General features: G+C 46.2%; 26 protein-coding genes. 23 read left to right on the top strand and 3 right to left on the bottom strand.

All coding sequences use genetic code 11. The annotated features are described in order from the left end of the window. The first annotated feature begins 9 nt into the window (after window positions 1-9). The 11 genes from iolE to MHB62_RS20525 all read left to right on the top strand — a co-directional run bounded on the left by iolE (window position 10) and on the right by MHB62_RS20525 (window position 10,887). Entirely contained in the window at window positions 10-903 is an 894-nt protein-coding gene (iolE, locus tag MHB62_RS20575; protein ID WP_019712599.1) for a myo-inosose-2 dehydratase, read from the top strand. Window positions 904-917: 14 nt separating this feature from the next. Continuing rightward, on the top strand, window positions 918-2,234 hold the full coding sequence (gene iolF, locus MHB62_RS20570; RefSeq protein ID WP_026009840.1) for a myo-inositol transporter IolF: 1,317 nt from the start codon (window positions 918-920) through the stop codon (window positions 2,232-2,234). Window positions 2,235-2,256: 22 nt separating this feature from the next. Further along, window positions 2,257-3,291 (top strand): bifunctional inositol 2-dehydrogenase/D-chiro-inositol 1-dehydrogenase, encoded by a 1,035-nt coding sequence (gene iolG, locus MHB62_RS20565; protein ID WP_014481414.1) that lies wholly within the window; start codon window positions 2,257-2,259, stop codon window positions 3,289-3,291. Window positions 3,292-3,310: 19 nt separating this feature from the next. After that, window positions 3,311-4,180 (top strand): sugar phosphate isomerase/epimerase family protein, encoded by an 870-nt coding sequence (locus MHB62_RS20560; protein ID WP_015250852.1) that lies wholly within the window; start codon window positions 3,311-3,313, stop codon window positions 4,178-4,180. An 85-nt stretch (window positions 4,181-4,265) separates the two neighbouring features. Next, the gene (gene iolI / locus MHB62_RS20555) at window positions 4,266-5,102 is read left to right on the top strand and encodes a 2-keto-myo-inositol isomerase (protein ID WP_019712597.1); all 837 of its coding nucleotides are present in this window, start codon (window positions 4,266-4,268) and stop codon (window positions 5,100-5,102) included. A 20-nt stretch (window positions 5,103-5,122) separates the two neighbouring features. Beyond that, a complete protein-coding gene (gene iolJ, locus MHB62_RS20550) occupies window positions 5,123-5,995 on the top strand; it encodes a 6-phospho-5-dehydro-2-deoxy-D-gluconate aldolase (protein WP_019712596.1) in 873 nt (290 codons plus the stop codon). Window positions 5,996-6,102: 107 nt separating this feature from the next. After that, window positions 6,103-6,792, top strand: a complete 690-nt coding sequence (yxdJ, locus tag MHB62_RS20545) for a two-component system response regulator YxdJ (RefSeq protein ID WP_003243527.1) — start codon at window positions 6,103-6,105, stop codon at window positions 6,790-6,792. Further along, a complete protein-coding gene (gene yxdK, locus MHB62_RS20540; protein ID WP_019712858.1) occupies window positions 6,789-7,766 on the top strand; it encodes a two-component system sensor histidine kinase YxdK in 978 nt (325 codons plus the stop codon). The genes yxdJ and yxdK overlap by 4 nt, the downstream gene beginning before the upstream one ends. A 143-nt stretch (window positions 7,767-7,909) precedes the next feature. After that, entirely contained in the window at window positions 7,910-8,683 is a 774-nt protein-coding gene (yxdL, locus tag MHB62_RS20535) for an ABC transporter ATP-binding protein YxdL (protein WP_003243557.1), read from the top strand. Next, the gene (gene yxdM, locus MHB62_RS20530; RefSeq protein WP_032722764.1) at window positions 8,658-10,526 is read left to right on the top strand and encodes an ABC transporter permease YxdM; all 1,869 of its coding nucleotides are present in this window, start codon (window positions 8,658-8,660) and stop codon (window positions 10,524-10,526) included. The genes yxdL and yxdM overlap by 26 nt, the downstream gene beginning before the upstream one ends. Before the next feature lie 13 nt (window positions 10,527-10,539). After that, the gene (locus tag MHB62_RS20525; RefSeq protein WP_003227084.1) at window positions 10,540-10,887 is read left to right on the top strand and encodes a YxeA family protein; all 348 of its coding nucleotides are present in this window, start codon (window positions 10,540-10,542) and stop codon (window positions 10,885-10,887) included. A 40-nt stretch (window positions 10,888-10,927) separates the two neighbouring features. Here the strand turns inward: MHB62_RS20525 and MHB62_RS20520 are convergent, their stop codons facing one another. Next, window positions 10,928-11,893, bottom strand: a complete 966-nt coding sequence (locus tag MHB62_RS20520) for an iron-hydroxamate ABC transporter substrate-binding protein (protein WP_032722763.1) — start codon at window positions 11,891-11,893, stop codon at window positions 10,928-10,930. A 177-nt stretch (window positions 11,894-12,070) separates the two neighbouring features. Here MHB62_RS20520 and MHB62_RS20515 point away from each other — a divergent pair, with 177 nt between their 5' ends. Continuing rightward, window positions 12,071-12,469: a hypothetical protein gene (locus MHB62_RS20515; protein WP_003243293.1), complete on the top strand. Its 399-nt coding sequence runs from the start codon at window positions 12,071-12,073 to the stop codon at window positions 12,467-12,469. 43 nt (window positions 12,470-12,512) lie between these two features. Here MHB62_RS20515 and MHB62_RS20510 read toward each other — a convergent pair whose 3' ends face one another. Both MHB62_RS20510 and cotNE read right to left on the bottom strand, forming a co-directional pair. Continuing rightward, window positions 12,513-12,866, bottom strand: a complete 354-nt coding sequence (locus MHB62_RS20510; protein WP_003236356.1) for a hypothetical protein — start codon at window positions 12,864-12,866, stop codon at window positions 12,513-12,515. Window positions 12,867-13,112: 246 nt separating this feature from the next. Continuing rightward, window positions 13,113-13,478: an inner spore coat protein CotNE gene (cotNE, locus tag MHB62_RS20505; protein WP_003227093.1), complete on the bottom strand. Its 366-nt coding sequence runs from the start codon at window positions 13,476-13,478 to the stop codon at window positions 13,113-13,115. An 89-nt stretch (window positions 13,479-13,567) separates the two neighbouring features. Between cotNE and MHB62_RS20500 the strand changes: the two genes are divergently transcribed. From MHB62_RS20500 to MHB62_RS20450, 11 genes are all read left to right on the top strand, one after another. Next, entirely contained in the window at window positions 13,568-14,002 is a 435-nt protein-coding gene (locus MHB62_RS20500) for a DUF3255 family protein (protein WP_032722762.1), read from the top strand. Next, the gene (locus tag MHB62_RS20495; protein WP_032722761.1) at window positions 13,983-14,540 is read left to right on the top strand and encodes a hypothetical protein; all 558 of its coding nucleotides are present in this window, start codon (window positions 13,983-13,985) and stop codon (window positions 14,538-14,540) included. Before MHB62_RS20500 ends, MHB62_RS20495 begins: the two co-directional genes overlap by 20 nt. A gap of 39 nt (window positions 14,541-14,579) precedes the next feature. Continuing rightward, on the top strand, window positions 14,580-15,392 hold the full coding sequence (gene yidA / locus MHB62_RS20490) for a sugar-phosphatase (protein WP_003243315.1): 813 nt from the start codon (window positions 14,580-14,582) through the stop codon (window positions 15,390-15,392). A gap of 154 nt (window positions 15,393-15,546) precedes the next feature. Next, complete coding sequence (yxeI, locus tag MHB62_RS20485; RefSeq protein WP_032722760.1) at window positions 15,547-16,533, top strand: penicillin V amidase; 987 nt, start codon at window positions 15,547-15,549, stop codon at window positions 16,531-16,533. A 428-nt stretch (window positions 16,534-16,961) separates the two neighbouring features. After that, window positions 16,962-18,287 carry an LLM class flavin-dependent oxidoreductase gene (locus MHB62_RS20480; protein ID WP_003227105.1) on the top strand — a complete coding sequence of 442 codons (1,326 nt, stop codon included), beginning with the start codon at window positions 16,962-16,964 and terminating at the stop codon, window positions 18,285-18,287. A 13-nt stretch (window positions 18,288-18,300) separates the two neighbouring features. Continuing rightward, window positions 18,301-18,798: a sulfur-containing aminoacid acetyltransferase SnaB gene (gene snaB / locus MHB62_RS20475; RefSeq protein ID WP_003227107.1), complete on the top strand. Its 498-nt coding sequence runs from the start codon at window positions 18,301-18,303 to the stop codon at window positions 18,796-18,798. Between the two features lie 24 nt (window positions 18,799-18,822). Next, window positions 18,823-19,617, top strand: coding sequence for an amino acid ABC transporter substrate-binding protein (locus MHB62_RS20470; RefSeq protein WP_003227109.1), 795 nt, complete (start codon window positions 18,823-18,825; stop codon window positions 19,615-19,617). 22 nt (window positions 19,618-19,639) lie between these two features. Then, entirely contained in the window at window positions 19,640-20,314 is a 675-nt protein-coding gene (locus tag MHB62_RS20465; protein ID WP_024572311.1) for an amino acid ABC transporter permease, read from the top strand. Window positions 20,315-20,326: 12 nt separating this feature from the next. Continuing rightward, window positions 20,327-21,076, top strand: coding sequence for an amino acid ABC transporter ATP-binding protein (locus MHB62_RS20460; protein WP_003243284.1), 750 nt, complete (start codon window positions 20,327-20,329; stop codon window positions 21,074-21,076). Window positions 21,077-21,092: 16 nt separating this feature from the next. Beyond that, window positions 21,093-22,235: an N-acetyl-sulfur-metabolite deacetylase SndB gene (gene sndB, locus MHB62_RS20455; RefSeq protein ID WP_032722759.1), complete on the top strand. Its 1,143-nt coding sequence runs from the start codon at window positions 21,093-21,095 to the stop codon at window positions 22,233-22,235. Beyond that, the gene (locus tag MHB62_RS20450) at window positions 22,232-23,569 is read left to right on the top strand and encodes an MmgE/PrpD family protein (RefSeq protein WP_032722758.1); all 1,338 of its coding nucleotides are present in this window, start codon (window positions 22,232-22,234) and stop codon (window positions 23,567-23,569) included. Before sndB ends, MHB62_RS20450 begins: the two co-directional genes overlap by 4 nt. The last annotated feature ends 28 nt before the right edge of the window (window positions 23,570-23,597 follow it).

The following is a 23,597-nucleotide window of genomic DNA, read 5'->3' as shown; positions in this document are numbered from 1 at the left end:
GGCACCAAGATGGGCAAAAATGAAATCCTGTGGGGAATCGCTCCCATTGGGTGGCGGAATGATGACATGCCTGAAATTGGAGCGGGAAATACACTTCAGCATTTGTTAAGTGATATCGTTGTCGCACGTTTTCAAGGCACGGAAGTCGGGGGCTTTTTCCCCGAACCTGCCGTCCTGAACAAAGAGCTGAAGCTTCGGAACTTACGCATTGCAGGAAAATGGTTCAGCAGTTTTATTTTGCGTGACGGACTTGGTGAAGCGGCAAAGACATTTACCCTGCATTGTGAGTATTTGCAGCAAGTAAACGCGGATGTCGCAGTTGTCTCTGAACAAACGTACAGCGTGCAAGGCTTGGAGAAAAACGTGTTCACAGAGAAGCCGCACTTTACGGATGATGAATGGGAGCGGCTTTGCGAAGGGCTGAATCACCTTGGCGAAATTGCCGCTCAGCATGGCTTGAAGCTTGTCTATCATCATCATCTCGGCACTGGTGTCCAAACAGCGGAAGAAGTGGACCGCCTGATGGCAGGAACAGACCCTGCGCATGTACACCTCCTCTATGATACAGGGCATGCGTATATTTCTGACGGCGATTACATGGGGATGCTTGAGAAGCATATCGGCCGCATTAAGCATGTGCACTTTAAGGATGCCCGCCTGAATGTCATGGAACAATGCAGGCTCGAAGGACAATCGTTCCGGCAATCATTTTTAAAAGGCATGTTTACGGTTCCCGGTGACGGCTGCATTGACTTTAGAGAAGTATATCAGCTGCTGTTGAAGCACAGTTATTCCGGATGGATTGTCATTGAAGCTGAACAAGACCCCGATGTTGCAAACCCGCTGGAGTATGCATTGATTGCGAGAAACTATATTGATCAGCAGTTGTTGGATATGGCTTAATGGGGAATGAACATATGGGCAATACCAATGGAGATTCAGCCTTCAATAAACGGACAATCGCGGCAGCATTGGCCAACTATATTGATGCCGGTTCAATTGTGGCAGGCTCCGCCGGTTTATCATTATGGGTCAGTTACCTTAAGCTATCCGATACACAAATCGGGCTGCTCGGCGCGCTGAGCGCAAATGCGATTTCTGCAGCTGTCGGCGCGCTGCTTGGCGGGTTTCTGGCTGATAAAGTCGGACGGAAGGCTGTTTATACCAATAGTATGCTGGTTTATGCACTAGGGATTTGTTTGGTTTTGTTCGGGGTTAATTTCCCCATGTTGTTAAGCGGTTACATCATTATCGGTTTATCAGTAGGAGCTGATATAACCGCGTCATGGACCATTATTGCGGAAAATGCGCCAAAGAAGAATCGGGCCAGGCATTGTGGCGTAGCACAAGTCGCTTGGGCCGCGGGCGCTGTCGTTGTACTGCTCCTCTCCGTACTGGCCGGTGACTTGGGACTCTTGGGGAATAAAATCGTATTTGCCCATCTGCTTGTGATTGCGCTGATTACATACATCCTGAGAATCAGGCTTCCGGAATCAGACGCCTGGCAGACAAAAAATCAGCCGGAGGATGCTCAGGCAGCAAAGCCGGCTGTATTGAATAAGACATCGTATTTTGATTTGCTCAAGCCTATGTATCTAAAAAGCATCCTGTTTTTGATGGGTGTGTACTTGGTTTGGAACTTAGCCGCCGGGGTCATGGGCTTCTTTATGCCATACATTTATCAGCAGGTCGGCGGTGTATCTGCCAACATGGCCAACCTTTTGCAAATGGGGCTGTTTATCTTCACAGGATTGGGGGTCGCTTTGATCTTCATGCCCTTTGCCGACAAATATAGAAAAACCGTATTTGGAATTGCCGCTTTCATGGCGGTGATCGGGTGGACACTGTTTCTGCTGCCAGTTGAAGGCCTGCCGATTCTGCTCCTGTTTATTGTCGTGATCGGCATCAATAACGGAGCCGGGCAGCAAGCGAACTATCAGTTATGGGCCAGCGAAATCTTTCCTACGCAATATCGTGCTTCCGCACAAGGACTGATGTTTTTCCTTGTCCGTATTTCAATAGGGATTTGGAGTCTGTTTGTCCCAATGATTATCACCAATTTCGGCATTGGAACGATGGCTGCAATTCTTCTCGGATGTGTGACGGCCAGTATGATCATCGGGCTGCTCTTTGCGCCGAATACGTCTGGCAAGTCGCTTGAACAAATTCAAGAGGAACTCTACGGATCTCCTCAGAGCCAAGTAAAGCAAGAAACAGAAAGCAAAATTATGTAATCAACAGAAGGAGTGGCTGTCAATGAGTTTACGTATTGGCGTAATTGGAACTGGAGCAATCGGAAAAGAACATATTAACCGCATCACCAACAAGCTGTCCGGCGCAGAAATTGTAGCTGTAACGGATGTCAATCAAGAAGCTGCACAAAAGGTCGTTGAGCAATACCAATTAAACGCGACGGTTTATCCGAATGATGACAGCCTGCTTGCAGACGAAAATGTAGACGCTGTCTTAGTGACAAGCTGGGGGCCTGCGCATGAGTCAAGCGTGCTGAAAGCCATTAAAGCCCAGAAATATGTGTTCTGTGAAAAACCGCTCGCGACAACGGCTGAAGGATGCATGCGAATCGTCGAAGAAGAAATCAAAGTGGGCAAACGCCTTGTTCAAGTCGGATTCATGCGCCGTTATGACAGCGGTTACGTACAGCTGAAGGAAGCACTCGATAACCATGTGATTGGCGAACCGCTTATGATTCACTGCGCGCACCGCAACCCGACTGTAGGAGATAACTACACAACCGATATGGCCGTAGTCGACACGCTTGTTCATGAAATTGATGTGCTGCACTGGCTCGTCAACGATGACTACGAGTCCGTTCAAGTCATCTACCCGAAAAAATCGAAAAACGCGCTGCCGCATTTAAAAGATCCGCAAATCGTCGTAATTGAAACAAAAGGCGGTATCGTCATCAATGCTGAAATCTATGTGAACTGTAAATACGGCTATGACATTCAATGCGAAATCGTCGGAGAAGACGGCATCATCAAGCTTCCCGAACCATCAAGCATCAGCTTGAGAAAAGAAGGCAAATTTAGCACTGATATTTTGATGGATTGGCAGAGACGCTTTGTCGCTGCGTACGATGTGGAAATCCAAGACTTTATTGATTCGATTCAAAAGAAAGGCGAGGTCAGCGGACCGACGGCATGGGATGGCTATATTGCTGCTGTCACGACTGACGCGTGTGTAAAAGCCCAGGAATCTGGACAAAAAGAAAAGGTTGAATTGAAGGAAAAACCGGAATTCTATCAATCTTTTACAACAGTTCAAAACTAAAAAACAGAGGAGTGAAAATATGAAGTTAGCATTGGATCCATCCATGTATCGTGATGATTTAACTTTAGAGGAAACGGTCTATAAAACGGCGGAGCTTGGCTATGAATATATCGAATTGTCTCCGCGCGAGGATTTTTGCCCGTTTTATAAATATCCGAAAGTCGATTCAGCAAAGATCAAACAATTAAAGCGTCTTTTAAGAGATACAGGTGTTAAGCTTTCATCGCTTCTTCCTCTTTACCACTGGGCGGGACCCGATGAAGACCGCCGCCAGGCAGCAGTGCGCAACTGGAAACGGGCAATCGAAATTGCGGTTGAACTTGAAGTCGATTTGATGAACAGCGAATTCAGCGGTTCAAAATATGATCCTTTAACAAGTGAAGAAAAATTTATCAAATCCATGGATGAGCTTCTGCCAGTCTTTGAAAAAGAAGGTATTAAACTCAATCTTCAAGCCCACCCATACGATTTTATCGAAACGCACAAGGGTGCGATGGATATGATCCGCGCGCTTGACAAGGATTGGATCAATCTTGTCTACTCGACTGCGCATACGTTCTTCTATGATGACGGCAAAGGCGACATCGAGACCATGTTTGACGAAGCCGGCGACCGCCTCACACATGTTTTATTTGCAGATACCTATAATCATAAAGCGGCTCATGGCCTTCGCTACATCGTCAATCCGCCTGACGCAAAAGTAACGGTTCACCAGCATTTGGACATTGGCCAAGGCGAGGTTGATTTTGATACGATTTTCAGAAAACTGAGAGAGATGAAGTTCGACGGAATTGCGACGAATGCCGTATTTGCTTGGGTCGATGAAAGAGCGGATGAATCAAGCCGATTTATGCTTAAGAAAATGAAAGAAGAATTAGGTCTGGCATAAGCTGAGCATGGAGTTCGGCGGGATATGACGACAGCCTTCCTGCCGAACTCCCTTCATATCTAAAACGCAGATGGGGGAGTCTGGCATGAAACTTTGTTTTAATGAAGCGACAACATTGGAAAACTCAAACCTTAAACAGGATTTAGAACTATGCGAAAAGCACGGCTATGATTATATTGAAATCCGCACAATGGATAAGCTGCCCGAGTACTTAAAAGATCATTCATTGGCAGATCTTGCGGAATATTTTCAAACCCATCACATCAAACCGCTTGCTTTAAACGCGCTTGTTTTCTTCAACAACCGTGATGAAAAGGGCCACAACGAGATCATCACTGAATTTAAAGGCATGATGGAAACATGCAAAACCCTCGGTGTGAAATATGTGGTGGCCGTTCCGCTTGTGACAGAGCAGAAGATTGTAAAAGAAGAGATCAAAAAGAGCAGTGTAGACGTGCTGACTGAGCTGTCAGATATCGCGGAGCCGTACGGCGTAAAAATCGCGCTTGAATTTGTCGGCCATCCGCAATGTACGGTCAATACGTTTGAACAGGCGTATGAGATCGTAAACACAGTTAACCGTGACAATGTCGGGCTTGTCTTTGATAGTTTTCACTTCCATGCAATGGGTTCAAATATTGAGAGCTTAAAGCAGGCGGACGGAAAGAAAATCTTCATCTATCATATCGATGATACAGAAGATTTCCCAATCGGCTTTTTAACAGATGAGGATCGTGTATGGCCGGGACAAGGGGCAATTGACTTAGATGCCCACTTATCAGCACTGAAGGAAATCGGCTTCTCTGATGTTGTATCGGTTGAGCTCTTCCGGCCTGAATACTATAAGCTGACTGCTGAGGAAGCCATTCAAACAGCGAAAAAAACAACAGTGGACGTCGTATCAAAATACTTCAACATGTAATGGATAAAGGAGGGGTGGACATGGCTTTTGTATCGATGAAAGAGCTTCTTGAAGATGCAAAGCGGGAGCAATATGCAATTGGCCAGTTTAATATCAACGGCCTGCAATGGACGAAGGCGATTTTGCAGGCGGCGCAAAAGGAGCAATCAGCGGTCATCGCCGCGGCTTCCGATCGCCTGGTCGACTATTTAGGCGGATTTAAAACGATTGCCGCCATGGTAGGCGCGTTAATGGAGGACATGGCGATTACCGTTCCGGTCGTGCTTCATCTCGATCACGGCAGCAGTGCGGAACGCTGCAGACAGGCCATTGATGCCGGATTCAGCTCAGTGATGATTGACGGCTCCCATCAGCCGATTGACGAGAATATCGCGATGACAAAAGAAGTCACCGATTATGCCGCAAAACACGGCGTGTCAGTAGAAGCCGAAGTCGGCACGGTCGGCGGAATGGAAGATGGACTGGTCGGCGGGGTCCGCTATGCCGATATCACGGAATGTGAGCGGATCGTTAAAGAAACCAATATCGACGCGCTGGCCGCCGCCCTCGGCTCTGTACACGGCAAATATCAGGGTGAGCCGAATCTCGGATTTAAGGAAATGGAGGCTATCTCCCGCATGACTGATATTCCCCTCGTTCTTCACGGGGCATCCGGGATTCCGCGGGATCAGATCAAAAAAGCCATCACGCTCGGCCACGCGAAGATCAATATCAATACGGAATGTATGGTAGCGTGGACAGACGAAACACGCCGCATGTTTCAGGAAAACAGCGATCTGTACGAACCGCGCGGCTATTTGACACCCGGCATTGAAGCCGTGGAAGAGACAGTGCGAAGCAAAATGAGAGAGTTCGGATCAGCCGGTAAAGCAGCTAAGCAGCAGGTCGGCTAAAGAGACCAGAAACCGCCGAGATGGCGGTTTTTTTGTGCGGTGTTGCGTCCATACGCCCAAAACGATTATGATGATGGCAGCAGTGTAAGAAACGGGAGTGGTTCAGTTTGAATAAAATCATGATTGTGGAAGACAGTGAAGACATTCGCGGACTATTGCAGAATTACCTTGAAAAATACGGATATCAAACAGTGGTCGCCGCGGATTTTACAGCTGTTCTTGATGTCTTTTTGCGGGAAAAGCCCGATGTGGTGCTGCTTGATATCAATTTGCCGGCATATGACGGATATTATTGGTGCCGGCAAATCCGCCAGCACTCCACAAGCCCGATCATCTTTATTTCTGCCAGAAGCGGGGAAATGGATCAGGTGATGGCGATTGAAAATGGGGGAGACGATTATATCGAAAAACCGTTTTCTTATGATATTGTGCTGGCGAAAATCAAAAGCCAGATCCGGAGGGCGTACGGGGAGTACGCCGCAAAGCAGGGAGAGAAAGTGGTTGAATATGCCGGCGTTCAGCTCTTTGTGGAACGGTTTGAACTGCGTTTTCAGGATGAAAAAAGCGAGCTTTCTAAAAAAGAAAGCAAGCTTTTGGAAGTGCTGCTTGAGCGGGGAGAAAAGGTGACGAGTCGGGACCGTCTCATGGAAAAGACGTGGGACACCGACATATTCATCGATGATAATACACTTAACGTGTATATCACGCGGCTCAGAAAAAAACTGCGGGAGCTGAATGCGCCTGTTTCTATTGAAGCGGTGCGGGGCGAAGGCTACCAGCTGAGGGCGCAGTCATGAAGCTGTTTCTCCGGTCTCATGCAGTGCTGATTCTGCTTTTTCTCCTTCAAGGGCTGTTTGTCTTCTTTTATTACTGGTTTGCGGGTCTTCATTCTTTTTCTCACTTGTTTTACATATTGGGCGTGCAGCTTCTTATTTTGGCGGGCTATCTTGCCTATCGCTGGTACAAAGACCGCGGCGTGTATCATTGGCTCAGCTCGGGGCAGGAAGGGACGGATATCCCGTATCTCGGTTCTTCAGTGTTCTGTTCAGAGCTGTATGAAAAGCAGATGGAGCTGGTCCGGCTGCAGCACCAGAAGCTCCATGAGACCGAAGCCAAGCTTGACGCGCGGGTGACGTATATGAATCAATGGGTGCACCAAGTGAAGACACCGCTGTCGGTCATTAATTTAATCATTCAAGAAGAGGATGAGCCCGTTTTTGAACAAATCAAAAAAGAAGTCCGGCAGATTGAATTCGGGCTGGAGACGCTTCTTTATTCTTCAAGGCTCGACCTGTTTGAACGGGATTTTAAAATCGAAGCGGTTTCCCTGTCCGAGCTTCTCCAATCAGTCATTCAAAGCTATAAACGATTTTTTATTCAATATCGCGTTTATCCGAAAATGAACGTTTGCAATGATCATCAGATTTACACCGATGCCAAATGGCTCAAATTTGCGATTGGCCAAGTGGTCACAAATGCGGTCAAGTATTCAGCGGGCAAGAGTGACAGACTTGAGCTGAATGTCTTCCGCGATGAAGACAGGACGGTGCTTGAAGTTAAAGATTACGGTGTCGGGATTCCCTCACAAGACATCAAGCGGGTGTTTGACCCTTATTACACCGGTGAAAACGGGCGGCGTTTCCAAGAATCTACGGGAATCGGCCTCCATCTCGTCAAAGAAATTACAGATAAGCTCAATCATACGGTGGACATCAGCTCGTCTCCCGGTGAAGGGACATCAGTTCGATTTTCATTTCTTACAAAAATGTAAGGCTGCGTTAAGAAAACAACATAGCCCGCTTTGTTTCCCCTTGATAACATGGATTTATGTCAAGGGGATTTTTATGTTGAACGTCCCGGCACTACATGAAAGCAGCCCAGATCAACAAGAATAAAACCATAAGGAGGATTTTCATGGCGAATATGCTTGAAGTCAAACATATAAATAAAACCTATAAAGGACAAGTGTCCTATCAGGCCTTAAAGCAAATTTCATTTTCAATAGAAGAAGGCGAGTTCACGGCGGTGATGGGGCCGTCCGGGTCCGGAAAAACAACGCTTTTGAATATCATTTCAACGATTGACCGTCCAGATTCAGGCGATATCCTGATTAACGGAGAAAACCCGCATCGCCTGAAGCGGACAAAGCTCGCTCATTTCCGCCGCAAGCAGCTCGGATTTGTGTTTCAGGATTTCAACCTTCTGGACACGCTGACGATCGGTGAAAATATCATGCTGCCGTTAACGCTTGAAAAAGAAGCGCCGTCTGTCATGGAAGAAAAACTGCACGGCATCGCGGCAAAGCTCGGTATCGAAAACCTGCTCAACAAACGGACGTTTGAAGTATCCGGAGGCCAGCGCCAGCGGGCCGCCATCGCAAGAGCGGTCATTCATAAGCCGTCACTCATTCTGGCCGATGAACCAACTGGAAACCTTGATTCCAAAGCGACAAAAGACGTCATGGAAACGTTGCAGAGCCTGAATCGGGATGATCATGTCACGGCTTTGATGGTGACCCACGATCCGGTTTCGGCAAGCTACTGCCGCCGCGTCATCTTTATAAAAGACGGCGAATTGTTTAATGAGATTTACCGCGGGGAAAACCGCCAAGTCTTTTATGAACAAATTCTTGATGTGCTGTCTATGCTGGGGGGAAACGCAAATGACCTTTCTTCAGTTCGCTTATAAAAACGTCACGAGAAACAAAAGGGCCTATCTTGCATTCTTTTTAAGCAGCGCCTTTTCCGTTTTGATTTTCTTTACCTTTGCGATGTTCCTGTTTCATCCGGCATTAAAGGAAGGCTACCTGAATAACATCGCCAAAAAAGGCTTAACCGCCGCGGAATGGATGATCTTTGTTTTTTCTTTCTTATTTGTTCTGTATTCGGTTAATGCATTTTTGAAATCGAGAAATAAAGAATTCGGCATTCTGCTCATGCAGGGCATCACGCCGGGGCAGCTGAGAAAGCTCATTACGGCGGAAAATATGATCATCGGCGTCATGTCAATTGCAGCCGGCATTATCGGAGGGTTCATTTTTTCAAAGACGTTCTTTACGGTCGGCGCTTATATTTTAGAAATGGACGCGCTGCCTTTGTATATGCCTTGGAAAGCGCTCGGTATTACGGCCAGCGGATTTCTGCTCTTATTTTTCTTTTTATCGCAGTTTACGATCCTTTTTGTCAGATCAAATACGGTTATCAAATTAATAAAGGGCACTGGCAAGGTTAAACCGGAGCCTAAGCCGTCCGTGCTTCTGTCCTTATTCGGCATCGCCTGTCTGTGCGGCGGGTACGGCATGGTCCTTAAAGGCAATGTCCACGGGGCCGAACCGTTTATCATTTTACTGCTCACCGTCATCGGAACATATTTCTTTTTCAGCCAAAGCAGCATATGGATTCTGCGCGCGCTGAAGAAGTGGAAAACCTTTTATCTGCGCGGGAAAAACGTCATTTGGGTTTCTGACCTTGTCTATCGTTTAAAAGACAACGCCCGCCTGTTCTTTATTGTCAGCATTATTTCCGCGGTTGCGTTTACTGCGACAGGCGTGCTCGCAATGTACAAATCGACCGTCGGAGCGGAAGAGTCCGCTTATGAAATGGAGTATTTATCTTACAGCAACAATCCAAAAGAACAGACTCATTTGAAAGATATTGACCATGAATTGAAAACACACGGCTTTACGTATAAGAAAGACAAAATAGATGTTTCCTATGTTCGCTATCAGGAAGGAGAAACTGTTCCCCCTGTTTACATGATCAGTGAATCGGATGCGGCAAAATACTTCCATGTCAAAGTGAACGGCCTGAAAGAAGACGAGGCTGTCTATTTCCCGGGAACGTATGACCGCAATTTCAAAAACGAAGCGCCGGATCAGCTGAAGCTGCTGAACCAAAAAGGGGAGCTGTCTGATCAAAAACTGTCGGTAAAAGAAGTCAAAAAACCGCTGATCTCATTGAATGCTATCATCGCGGTGAATGATCAAACCTTTGATCAGCTGAAATCACTCGGTGATAAAGCGTCATTATACGGCTACAGCTATGATCATTGGAAAGACAGTCTTGAGATCAGCCAATCCTTGCAAAATGAGATTTACGGCAATTATATCGACGTGCATTCTGATTTTGCTTCAAAAGCGGGGACTTACTATGATACGGTGCAGCTGCCGAGCCTGAGTTTATTTATCGGCCTGTTTATCGCAATTGTATTCTTTGTCGCGGCAGCAAGTTTCTTATATTTCAGGCTGTTCACTGATTTAGATGAAGACCGGGAGCGCTACCGTTCACTGGCCAAAATCGGCCTGAGTGAGCGTGAAATGGCACAAAGCGTGACAATACAATTGGCCATTCTTTTCTTCTTTCCATTTGTCATTGCCGTCATGCATACACTGTTTGCCTTGAGAACATTGGCTGTGGAAGGCTATTCCGATGTCGCGGGGCCGCTCAGTCTCACCATCGGAGGGTTTTTCATTTTTCAGCTTCTATTCTTCCTCGCGGTGCGGTCAAGCTATTTGAAAAAAATGAACAAGTAAGGGGAGTGCAAAGATGAAAAAAGCAATGGCAATCCTGGCCGTCTTGGCGGCTGCTGCCGTAATATGCGGGCTTCTCTTTTTTCATAACGATGTTACAGACAGATTTAATCCGTTTATTCACCAGCAAGATGTCTATGTTCAGATTGATCGAGATGGCAGACATCTTAGTCCGGGCGGTACTGAATATACATTAGACGGATATAATGCATCCGGAAAAAAAGAAGAAGTGACCTTTTTCGCCGGCAAAGAGCTTCGGAAGAACGCGTATTTGAAGGTGAAGGCGAAAGGAAAGTATGTCGAGACTTGGGAAGAAGTCAAGTTTGAAGATATGCCGGACTCCGTACAATCAAAATTAAAGTGAATCATAAAAAACGGCACAGCGTCATGACTGTGCCGTTTTTTTATTTTTTATTTTCTTCGGCCCGTTTGATCAGCATGTCGGTGATGATATCCACCTGTTTGCTGACAGAAATCGGGTCGTACGGGTAGAACGAGTCAAAGTCATTGATAAACACGCGATTATGTTTAACAGCGTCAAGATTTTTCCAAATGGAGGAATTCTCCAGCTTGTCGAGTGTTTTGCTTTCGCCTTTCGGGTTGTAATCCGTAATGAACATATAATCTGCGGCATACTCAGGAATAACCTCTTGAGAGAGCTGTTTCATCTCTCCTTTTTTGATGACATCTTGCTCAATTTTTTCAGGCGCTTTTAACCCAAGTGCATTGTATACAGCTTGGCCGCCGCGTCCGCCATTGTCATTGAACACCCAGAATTCGCCCTTGTCTGTGTTTTCATAAATGCCGAAGGTTGCATCTTTGTCGATGACGCCGGCAATTTTCTTCTTAGCTGCTTCCGCTTTTTTGTTAAAGTCAGCCATAAAGGATTTTGCTTGGTCTTTCGCTCCGGCGATATCTCCGAACATGCTGACTGTGTCTTCTACGTTTTTCGCTGTGTTATAAGGTATGACAACAGTCGGAGCGATTTTCTTTAATTTATCAACATTCTCTTCATTCATGACAACAATTAAGTCAGGCTGAAGCTCCATCACTTTTTCAACGCTTATTGGATCACCAACATCCTTCACATTTTTCAGCTTTGATTTTAAAAACGGATTATCAAATGACCATGAGCCTGAGCCGACCACATTGGCCCCGACAGACAGCAATTCACCGGCATAAAAATCAGTAACGATGCGTTTCGGATGTGCAGGAATGTTGACGTTCCCTTTTGGTGATTTGTATGTTCTCATTTCTGTTTTTTCGGAAGCAGAATCGCTTGAGCTCCCTTTAGAAGCCGTGCCGCTGCAAGCGCTGACAAACATGAGAAGCAGCACAAGCAAGCCCACGAGCAATATGTTCTTTTTCATCAAGAACCCTCCCACTATGTATCTCAATAGATTAGTAATGATTATCATTATCAATTAATAATATAGCAAGAAACCTGTTCTCCGTCTATCACTATTTTTAAGGGAGAAAGTTTTTCCCGTTTATGGGTGACGCGGTATGCCTAATCGATTATTATAGGTAAATAGGAGGAGAAAAATATGGGAATTACAAAAAGAGGTGCCGCTTGGGAATGGCTGCATAGCTGGTGGATGCTGTTTATTTTCATGCCTTTTGCCATTACCAGTTTTTTTGCCTTTTTATTTATTGGCATCAAGGTTAGAAATAGAAAGTGGATCATGTACGGCATCATTTATTTTTTCATTTTTGCATTTGGTTTTGTTTTGCCCGATCTGCCCGGTGTTTTTATTGTGGTCCCGTTATGGGCGGTGACCATTATTCATGGATTTAAAGTGCGCCCGCTGTATTTGATTCAGCTGGATGTCTACAAAGATCATGTGGAGGCGCGGGCTTTTGCCGAGGCAAGAAGTGAAGCCGAGAGCAGATTTCATGCACCGAAACAGTCTATTCAGGATATACATATTCGCAAAGAACAGTAAGAAAAAAAGCTCAACACTCGCATTGTGTTGAGCTTTTTATATGTTACTGCTGGTAGGATTGCTGCTGAAATGGCGTGTTTTGGCCGAATGGAAGTGTAGACACATTCGTATTCATGACGCTGGATTGTCCAGTAAGTTCCTGTTGCATTTGGTTGCACATGTTGACAACCTGCTGGCACTTTTGAATCGCCATATCATGCCCGTGCAGTGCTTGCTGAATGGTATGTGCAGCTTGTTGTTCGTGGTTTAGAATCTGCTGCAGCATTTGGATGTTTTGCTGTTCCTGATGAAGCATTTGGCGATATTGCTGGCTGCTTTGCTGTGTCTGCTGAATGAGCTGCTGAGCAGTTTGGCGGCATTGGTTCAGCTGCTGCAAGCCGTGTTGTGTATTATGCATGAATGATCCCTCCATGTATCGATTGACGTGAGTCGGTATTATCATGCAACTTGAATGAAAAGAAATTCCGTCAAAGAGGAACTACAATTATTTTCCTCAGCCCCTCTATCTTTGAATGAAAACGGTAAAGATTGTATACTGGGTACAAACCCTTTTTATGTAAATGTTCCGTTTTAACATATAAGAATTGCGGAAAACGAAACCCTGAAATGGGAGAATCGTATTCCGCTTTTTTTCTTTGTTTGCTCAGAAACCGCCTTCCCCTGCAGTAAATGGGATATTCAGCCTGTTTTCTACTGTGCGGAGGCGCTGATTGAGCCGATTTAGGCGGCGTGTATGGCGTTCAACAGCCTGGCTTAACTGATTGACCTGTTCGGCAATCCGTGCAATTTCCCGATTTTGACGGCGGTCTTCGTTTGTCAGACGGGTTAATTCTCTTGACTGCTGTTCATTTTGCCGTTCAAGTGCTGCGATTCTTCTTTCCAATGCCGGTTGTCTGTCCATTTGGTATGGATCGTATACATCCTGCTGCGGATAAGGATTGTACTCATAGTGGCTATAGTAAGGTTCCTGCTGAGGCAGCTGAGGGCTGTAATATTGATAAGGGTTCATTATGATCAATCTCCTTGTGGGTGAATTCCTTATAACTTATGTAGTCATTGGCACAGTGGCACGGCATTTGCCCAAAAAAGGAGGAAAGAATGGTGATCCCCTTGAGAAACAAATATGGCATTTTGTTTTTAATTGCTGTATGCATTATGGTATCGGGCTGCCAGCAGCAAAAAGAAGAGACGCCGTTTTATTACGGAACGTGGGATGAGGGACTTGCCCCCGGGCCAGCGGATGGCGTGAAATCAGCAACAGTCACATTTACCGAAGACGAGGTTGTGGAAACGGAAGTGATTGAAGGAAGAGGAGAGGTACAGCTGCCTTTTATGGCATACAAGGTGATTTCCCAAAACACTGACGGGTCTATCGAGATTCAGTACCTCGGCCCCTATTATCCGCTCAAAAGCACGCTGAAAAGAGGAGAAAACGGGACATTGATATGGGAGCAAAATGGCCAGACAAAAACGATGACAAGAATCGAATCAAAGACCGGCAGGGAGGAGAAAGATGAGAAATCAAAAAGCTGAAAGACTGGTGGCAGCGGGGCTTGTTTTACATATTATTCAGTGGATATTTATATTATGGGCTTTTCTCAAAGTCAAACATTTATTTAGTGACTATACGATCTATAACCCCAATGTCATCAGCGGCTCCATGCAGTCCTTATCGTTTATACAAATGATGCGCGCTATGATGTACTCAGGGGCAATCGTGAATTATGTATTGTTTTTTGCCCTTGTATTGCTGATTTATGGCATAGTGCTTCATGCCATCCTGATTGTTCTGGAAATGGCGGCTTACGTCATGATCAGACGGAATCCATCATCTTCATGGGGGTTCTTTTTCATCGCGGCGGGTGTGAAGCTTGCCATCTTGAATATAACCGGCATTCCTTTTCTAGCTGCCGGCTTTCTGCTGATGAAACAGAAAAAAGCAGAAAACGGCGTCAAGGCAGAAAGAAAGCGGAAACCGCGCTTTCGTATCCGAAGACAAGGGCGGCGTCTAAACAGAATCCGGAGAAAACCATCTCTTCCGGTTGAATATCAAAAAGAAAAAACGATATGATGGGACTATAGCCTGAAAACGACATGAAGGAGATGCAGGATGTACAAACTAATTGCAATTGATATGGATGGAACACTTTTAAATGATCATCATGAAGTAACAGAGGAGGTCCGCGACGCCCTTCACGCGGCAAAAGCGGAAGGTGTCAAAATTGTGCTTTGCACCGGCCGGCCTATCGGGGGTGTGCAGAGATATTTAGATGAACTGAATTTAATTGAAGAAGGCGACTATGTTATTGCGTATAATGGAGCACTTGTTCAAAATACGCATACAAATGAAGTGGTCTCGGAGCTGTCTCTCGGTTATGATGATTTGACTTCATTATATGACCTGAGCTTAGAGCTGAAGACGCCGATGCATTTCTTTGACTCATCTAATTTGTATACGCCTAACCGGGACATTAGCGAATTTACCGTATACGAATCCTATGTGACACAGGTGCCGCTTCATTTCCGCAAGATTGACGAGGTGCCAAAAGATATCCTCATCCCGAAAGTGATGTTTATTGATAAACCGGAGAACTTAAGCCGCGTCATTACATCGATTCCAAAAGACGTGAGAGAAAAATATACAATGGTCAGAAGCGCGCCTTTCTTTTATGAAATTCTGCACTCGGAAGCCAGCAAAGGAAATGCTGTACGCCAGCTGGCTCAGCTGCTTGGAATTGAACAGGCGGAAGTCATGTGCATAGGCGACAACGGGAACGACCTGACAATGATCGAATGGGCGGGCTGCGGGGTTGCCATGGCAAACGCCATCCCAGAAGTATTGGAAGCAGCAAACTTTCAAACACGCTCCAATAATGAACATGGCGTTGCACATGCGATTCACGAGCTTGTTTTGGCTAAATAATAAAAAATCCAGCCTTCTAAAGGCTGGATTTTTTCGTTTTATTTGATGTAATGTCAATTCTTTGACGAATCGATTTGACTTTCGTTATGCTGATAAAACCAATTCGTTCACAATATGTATGATATTAATCTGAATTGAAAAGGGGACTGATCAAATGTGCACAAGTCTTACATTGGAAACTGCTGACCGTAAACATGTATTAGCAAGAACAATGGATTTTGCATTTCAGCTGGGGACAGAGGTGATTCTCTATCCGCGCCGTTACAGCTGGAACAGTGAAGCTGACGGAAGGGCCCATCAGACACAGTACGCGTTTATCGGTATGGGGAGAAAACTTGGAAATATATTATTTGCCGACGGCGTTAATGAAAGCGGTTTATCTTGTGCGGCGCTTTATTTTCCGGGCTATGCGGAGTACGAAAAAACGATACGGGAAGATACCGTTCACATTGTCCCGCATGAGTTTGTGACATGGGTGCTGTCAGTCTGTCAGTCTTTGGAAGACGTAAAAGAAAAGATTCGATCTTTAACGATTGTAGAGAAAAAATTAGATCTATTGGATACAGTTTTACCGCTTCACTGGATATTGTCAGACCGGACGGGCCGAAGCCTGACGATAGAACCAAGAGCAGACGGCCTCAAAGTCTATGATAATCAACCTGGTGTCATGACGAACAGCCCCGACTTTATATGGCATGTAACCAATCTGCAGCAATATACAGGAATCAGACCGAAGCAATTAGAGAGCAAAGAGATGGGCGGATTAGCCCTTTCTGCTTTTGGCCAAGGCTTAGGAACTGTTGGTCTGCCGGGGGATTACACACCGCCTTCCCGGTTTGTCAGAGCTGTTTATTTGAAAGAACATCTAGAGCCGGCGGCCGATGAAACGAAAGGTGTAACAGCCGCTTTTCAAATTTTGGCAAATATGACGATACCAAAGGGCGCAGTGATAACGGAAGAAGACGAAATTCATTATACGCAATATACTTCCGTGATGTGCAACGAAACTGGAAACTACTATTTCCACCACTATGACAATCGGCAAATCCAAAAAGTGAGTTTATTTCATGAAGACCTAGACCGCCTTGAGCCTAAAGTGTTTTCTGCTAAAGCAGAAGAGAGTATTCTAGAACTTAATTAAGATTCAAGTAGCTGATTTCGGTATGAATCCGGGATCAGCTTATTTTTTTATGTGATGTCTCAGCTTCTGAATGAGTGGGAAAATGAACCGTTCTACGACGGCGATCACGCGCGTTTATTAGCAAAGAGCAAAAGCGGCGGCAAAATGCGTATGGTCGGAAGTAGAGATAAGGTGCAAGCTACATTTATATAAAACTTTGGATCAAAACGAGTCTCAGCATCAGACTGGTTTTGCCAGTATACAGGTTGCACAAATGCCGCCCCATGATCCCGCGAGTTTTCAGCTTAAAAAGAAAAATTTAATCTTAACTCATTGACAAACGTCCAAGACAAAGGTACATTTTGATTTATTCATATTAAACGACTAGGAATATAGGAGTTTATTTTTCGGATTATTCAGCCTAAAAACATGATAAAAGGAGTATCGTCATGACAAGCAAAAAGAAACAAATCAAATTAGGGGTATTTTTAGCAGGTACAGGCCATCATGTTGCGTCTTGGCGGCACCCGGACGCGCCGTCAGATGCGAGCATGAATTTGGATTATTTTAAAGAGCTTGCGAAAACAGCGGAGCGGGGCAAGCTGGATATGCTGTTTTTAGCGGACAGCCTTTCAATTGACAGCAAATCACATCCAAATGTATTAACAAGGTTTGAGCCATTCACCCTGCTCTCTGCTTTGGCGCAGGTCACATCAAAAATCGGACTGACAGCAACAGCCTCCACTACATACAGCGAGCCATTCCATATTGCCAGACAGTTTGCGTCATTGGATCATCTCTCCAATGGCCGTGCCGGATGGAACGTCGTCACTTCATCTATTGAATCAACAGCACTGAATTTCAGCGGTGAAAAGCACCTTGAACACCATTTGCGCTATCAGCGGGCAGAGGAATTTGTCGAGGTTGTAAAGGGGCTTTGGGATTCATGGGAAGAGGACGCCTTTATCCGTAATAAAGAAACGGGTGAATTCTTTGACAAAGAAAAAATGCACGAGCTGAACCACAAAGGAGAATATTTCTCGGTTCGCGGACCTCTGAACGTTTCAAGAACCCCGCAGGGCCAGCCGGTCATTATCCAGGCAGGATCATCAGGAGACGGAAAAGCGCTGGCTGCCAAAACAGCCGAAGTGATCTTCACAGCACAAAACCACCTGGAATCAGCTCAAGAATTTTATCAATCCATTAAAGAACAGGCTGCGGAATTCGGACGTGATCCAGAAAAAATTGCCATCATGCCGGGTATTTTCCCAATCATTGCCGATACAGAAGAAGCAGCGCAAGCCAAATACAAGGAGCTTCAAGATCTGATTATCCCATCTGTCGGTCTGCAAATTCTCCAAAATTACTTAGGCGGAATTGATTTGTCGGCATATCCGCTTGATGGGCCGCTGCCGAAGCTTGACGCAGAAGCTTCCAATGCGGTGAAGAGCCGCTTCAAGCTTGTTCAGGAGATGGCTGAACGTGACAATATGACGATACGAGAGCTTTACAAATACGTTGCAGGCTCCAGAGGCCACCATATCTTTGTCGGCACGCCGGAGCAGCTCGCCGACAAGATGCAGGAATGGGTGGATACGAAAGCGTGTGACGGGTTTAACATCATGCCTCCGCTTCTTCCAGAAGGAATTGAAGTGTTTGTTGATCAAGTGGTTCCGATTTTACAGGAGCGCGGCGTGTTCAGAAAAGAATATGAAGGCACAACATTACGAGAGCACTTCGGTTTGGAAAAGCCGGTAAACCGCTATGCAAAGTAAGGAGGAACGCTAGATGAAGCCACAATACCGCCTTGCAGTTGAACGTGATGCCGAACAGCTTCTCGAGCTGACATTGCGGGCTTATGAACCGATTCGAAAGCTCGGCATTCGTTTTGCTGCCGCTCATGCGGATTTGGATTTGGTGCTGAAAAATATTCGGGAAAATGCTTGCTACGTCATGGAAGAAGACGGGCGGATCATCGCGACCATCACCTTGAGAATGCCTTGGGGAAAACAGCCGGGACCGTATGGCGTTCCGCATATCTGGTGGTTTGCTGTGGACCCCGACACCGGAAAAAAAGGAATCGGAACAAAGCTGCTTCAATGGCTGGAGGAAACAATCCTTCGCGATACGTTAAAGGTTCCGTTTGTCTCACTCGGAACAGCGGATAAGCATCCGTGGCTGATTGAGATGTACGAACGAAAAGGATATGTCCGCTCAGGTGAACAAGACCTTGGAAAAGGGCATATCACAGTCTATATGAAAAAACAATTGCGACATGATCTATAAAAATAGAAAAGGCGGGAAAATCAAATGAAGATGAAAAAATGGACAGTGCTGGTCGTTGCTGCATTATTAGCGGTGCTCTCAGCTTGCGGCAATGGAAACAGCAGCAGTAAAGAGGATGACAATGTGCTTCATGTCGGTGCGACAGGACAAAGTTACCCATTTGCTTATAAAGAAAACGGAAAGCTGACAGGTTTTGACGTGGAAGTGATGGAAGCAGTCGCTAAGAAAATTGACATGAAACTGGACTGGAAGCTGCTTGAATTCAGCGGGCTGATGGGAGAGCTTCAAACAGGCAAGCTTGACACCATTTCTAACCAGGTAGCTGTGACAGACGAACGTAAGGAAACGTATAACTTTACGAAACCATACGCTTATGCGGGAACACAGATTGTCGTCAAAAAAGACAATACAGACATCAAATCAGTAGACGATTTAAAAGGCAAGACAGTCGCAGCCGTTCTCGGTTCAAACCACGCGAAAAACCTTGAAAGCAAAGATCCTGATAAAAAAATCAATATCAAAACGTACGAAACACAAGAGGGTACGCTGAAGGATGTTGCGTACGGCCGTGTAGACGCTTATGTCAACAGCCGAACTGTATTGATCGCGCAAATCAAGAAGACCGGTTTGCCATTAAAGCTTGCAGGAGATCCGATTGTTTACGAACAGGTTGCATTCCCATTTGCCAAGGACGATGCGCACGACAAGCTCCGCAAAAAAGTCAATAAGGCGCTAGATGAATTGCGTAAAGACGGAACACTGAAAAAACTCTCTGAAAAATACTTTAATGAAGATATCACAGTAGAACAGAAGCATTAAGAAACGGCGGTGACTCACCAGAATGAACACGATTGATTGGGAATTCATGATATCAGCGTTCCCGACTTTAATTCAGGCCCTTCCGATCACGTTGTTTATGGCTATAGCGGCTATGATTTTTGCCATTATCGGAGGACTTATTCTCGCACTCATCACAAAGAACAAAATTCCAGTGCTTCATCAGCTGTCAAAGCTGTATATATCCTTTTTCCGAGGCGTGCCGACACTGGTGCAGCTGTTCTTAATCTATTACGGGCTGCCGCAGCTGTTTCCAGAGATGAGCAAAATGACAGCTCTCACAGCTGCCATCATCGGGTTAAGCTTAAAAAATGCAGCATATTTGGCAGAAATCTTCCGGGCTGCCCTCAATTCTGTTGATGACGGGCAACTGGAGGCGTGCCTGTCTGTCGGTATGACAAAATTTCAGGCATACAGACGGATTATTTTGCCGCAAGCGATCCGAAATGCGATTCCGGCAACGGGCAATACATTTATCGGGCTCCTGAAAGAAACGTCACTGGCCTTTACATTAGGGGTCATGGAGATGTTCGCCCAAGGGAAGATGTACGCTTCAGGAAACCTCAAATATTTTGAGACGTACTTGGCGGTTGCGATCGTCTATTGGGTTCTTACCATGATCTACAGCATTTTGCAGGACTTGTTTGAACGTGCCATGAGCAAGCCATACCGGACTTAGAGGTGAAATCAGTTGATAACAGTAAAAAATATTCGCAAAGCGTTTAAAGATCTCGTCGTGCTCGACGGAATCGATCTAGAAGTGAAACGCGGAGAAGTGGTGGCAATCATCGGTCCGTCCGGTTCCGGAAAATCAACGCTTCTCCGGTGCTTAAATCTATTAGAGCGTCCGGATCAAGGCCTTATTGAAATCGGAGAAGCCAAACTGAATGCGGAAAAGTTTACACGCAAGGAAGCACATCGGCTTCGCCAGCAAACGGCCATGGTCTTTCAAAACTACAATCTGTTTAAAAATAAAACGGCTCTGCAAAACATTACAGAAGCTTTAATCGTGGCTCAACATAAACCACGCGACGAAGCGAAACGTATTGGAATGGAGATTCTGAAACAAGTCGGTCTGGAGCATAAGGCTGACAGCTATCCAATCACAATGTCCGGCGGCCAGCAGCAGCGAATCGGCATTGCGCGGGCGCTTGCGGTCAATCCGCATGCGATTTTGCTGGATGAACCAACGTCAGCGCTTGACCCTGAGCTCGTCACAGGGGTGCTTCAGGTCATCAAGTCCATTGCGGAAAAACAAACAACGATGATCATTGTTACACACGAAATGGCGTTTGCAAAAGAGGTTGCTGATCAAGTGATTTTTATGGCAGACGGCCATATTATCGAGCAGGGAACGCCAGAGGAATTGTTTGACCATCCGAAAAACGAACGGACGAAACGATTTATCAAGCAGGTGGGAGAGCCTGCAGAGCTTATATAAGAAGGAGAGAAGAACAATGGCCGACAAAACGTTTCATACCCGTTTAATCAATATGCGGCGTGATCTTCATGAACATCCTGAACTGTCATTTCAAGAGATTGAAACGACGAAAAAAATCCGCCGCTGGCTTGAGGAGGAGCAAATCGAAATACTTGATGTTCCTCAATTGGAGACTGGCGTGATTGCAGAAATCAAAGGACGGGAAGACGGCCCCGTGATAGCAATACGAGCGGATATTGACGCGCTCCCGATCCAAGAACAGACGAATCTCCCATTTGCATCTAAGGTTGATGGCACAATGCATGCATGTGGACACGATTTTCATACTGCTTCTATTATTGGCACAGCGATGTTGCTGAATCAAAGAAGGGCCGAGCTGAAAGGTACAGTCCGCTTTATCTTTCAGCCGGCCGAAGAAATTGCCGCAGGAGCAAGAAAGGTTCTAGAAGCTGGCGTACTTAATGACGTTACTGCGATTTTCGGCATGCACAATAAGCCGGATCTGCCTGTCGGAACCATTGGTGTAAAGGAAGGTCCGCTTATGGCAAGTGTTGACCGGTTTGAGATCGTCATCAAAGGGAAAGGCGGACACGCCGGCATCCCGAATAACAGTATTGATCCAATCGCTGCAGCCGGACAAATCATCAGCGGGCTGCAATCTGTGGTCAGCCGCAATATCAGCTCACTGCAAAACGCAGTCGTCAGTATCACAAGAGTACAGGCGGGCACCTCGTGGAACGTAATTCCAGACCAAGCTGAAATGGAGGGGACGGTTCGAACCTTTCAAAAAGAAGCGCGGCAGGCTGTTCCGGAGCATATGAGACGAGTGGCTGAAGGAATTGCAGCGGGCTATGGGGCACAAGCAGAATTCAAGTGGTTTCCTTATTTGCCTTCCGTTCAGAATGACGGCACATTTTTGAATGCGGCATCCGAAGCTGCGGCACGGCTTGGCTATCAAACCGTTCACGCTGAGCAGTCTCCGGGCGGAGAAGACTTCGCTCTGTATCAAGAGAAGATTCCGGGATTTTTTGTCTGGATGGGAACGAACGGGACGGAGGAGTGGCATCATCCGGCCTTTACACTGGATGAAGAAGCCCTTACGGTTGCCTCTCAATACTTTGCGGAGCTGGCGGTTATTGTATTGGAGACCATCAAATGAGCAAACAAGGGCTGACAGCAGGTCTTGCAGCGGCTGTGAGAACGTCACAACCTGAGTATTCAGTTGACGCGATTCGCGAAGCAAAAAAAGGATTACTTGATTTTATTGCCGCTTCATTCGCAGGAAGAGAAGATAAAGGCATTCAAAAGCTCCTCCGTCTGATAGAGGATGAAGGAGGCCGGCCCCTTGTTCCTATTATCGGACAGGGCAAAAAGGCCGCGCCATTACAATCCGCGATGCTGAATGGATTTATCGCCCATGCATTGGATTTTGATGATGTCCACTCCGATGTAAGAGGACACCCCAGTGCAGTCATTGTACCGGCCCTTATTGCTTCTGCCGCTCGCGGACATGACGAGCGGCTTCTTGGCGCTTATATTGTTGGTATTGAAGTGATGGCACGGCTGGGAGAATCAATTGGCAGCCGCCACTATGAAAAGGGCTGGCATAATACAGGAACGCTTGGTGCCATCGCTGCTGCCTGCGCCGTAGGTTATGCTGAGGAGCTGACTCAGGAAGAGCTGGAAAAAGCAATTGGTTTTGCGGCTACGCAATCTGCTGGGATGAGGGTGCAATTTGGAACAGAAATGAAACCGCTGCACGCCGGTTTGGCGGCTCAGGCTGGCTTGCTGGCCGTTAAGCTGGCCCAATCAGAATTTGGCGGGTCCCGCACGGCATTTGATGGAGAAACTGGTTTCTTCAGTCTGTACGGTGACGTTGAGAAAGCACAACACACTTTGCTAAACGATTGGGGGGCACCGTGGAGAATTGTGCAGCCGGGTCTATGGTTTAAAATCTATCCATTTTGTTCCGCGGCACACCATGCTGCAGATGCGGTACGACAGCTTATCTCCGAAGAAACCATTTCTGCTGCCAATACCGAACGTATTGAAGTGATATTTCCGCCAGGCGGAGATGCTGCATTGACGGAAAGATCTCCAAAAACTGGAGAGGAAGGCCGTTTCAGCGTTGAATATGTGATTGCTCTTGCTTTGCATGGACACGGCCTGACCGTTGAACATTTCAGCAGCCAGCCGATCCCAAGCGGGGTTCAAACGACAATGGGGCGAATTCAGCGCGTATATGACAATGCTATTCAGCCGGCTCCTCATGCCGTTCCAAAAGGCCGTTTCACGATTGTCCGGGCCTATTTATCAGACGGCCGGATTTGCGAAGCGCGTGTGGACTGCCCAAAAGGGGCGCCAGGAAATGAGCTGTCTGAAGAAGACATAAAAGAAAAATTGACATTAACGGTCCCGCAAGAAAAAGCGCGGAGAATCATAACAGCCGTTGAAAAAGCCGATATAACAGAATTTTTAGCTCATATTGAATAAGATCAACTCTATTCGGTGATTTCAGATG

Source organism: Bacillus sp. FSL K6-0255 (genome assembly GCF_045040725.1).
Classification (GTDB): Bacteria; Bacillota; Bacilli; order Bacillales; family Bacillaceae; genus Bacillus; species Bacillus subtilis.
The sequence above is the reverse complement of the archived record's forward strand: the minus strand, read 5'-3'. Positions and strand labels throughout refer to the sequence as shown.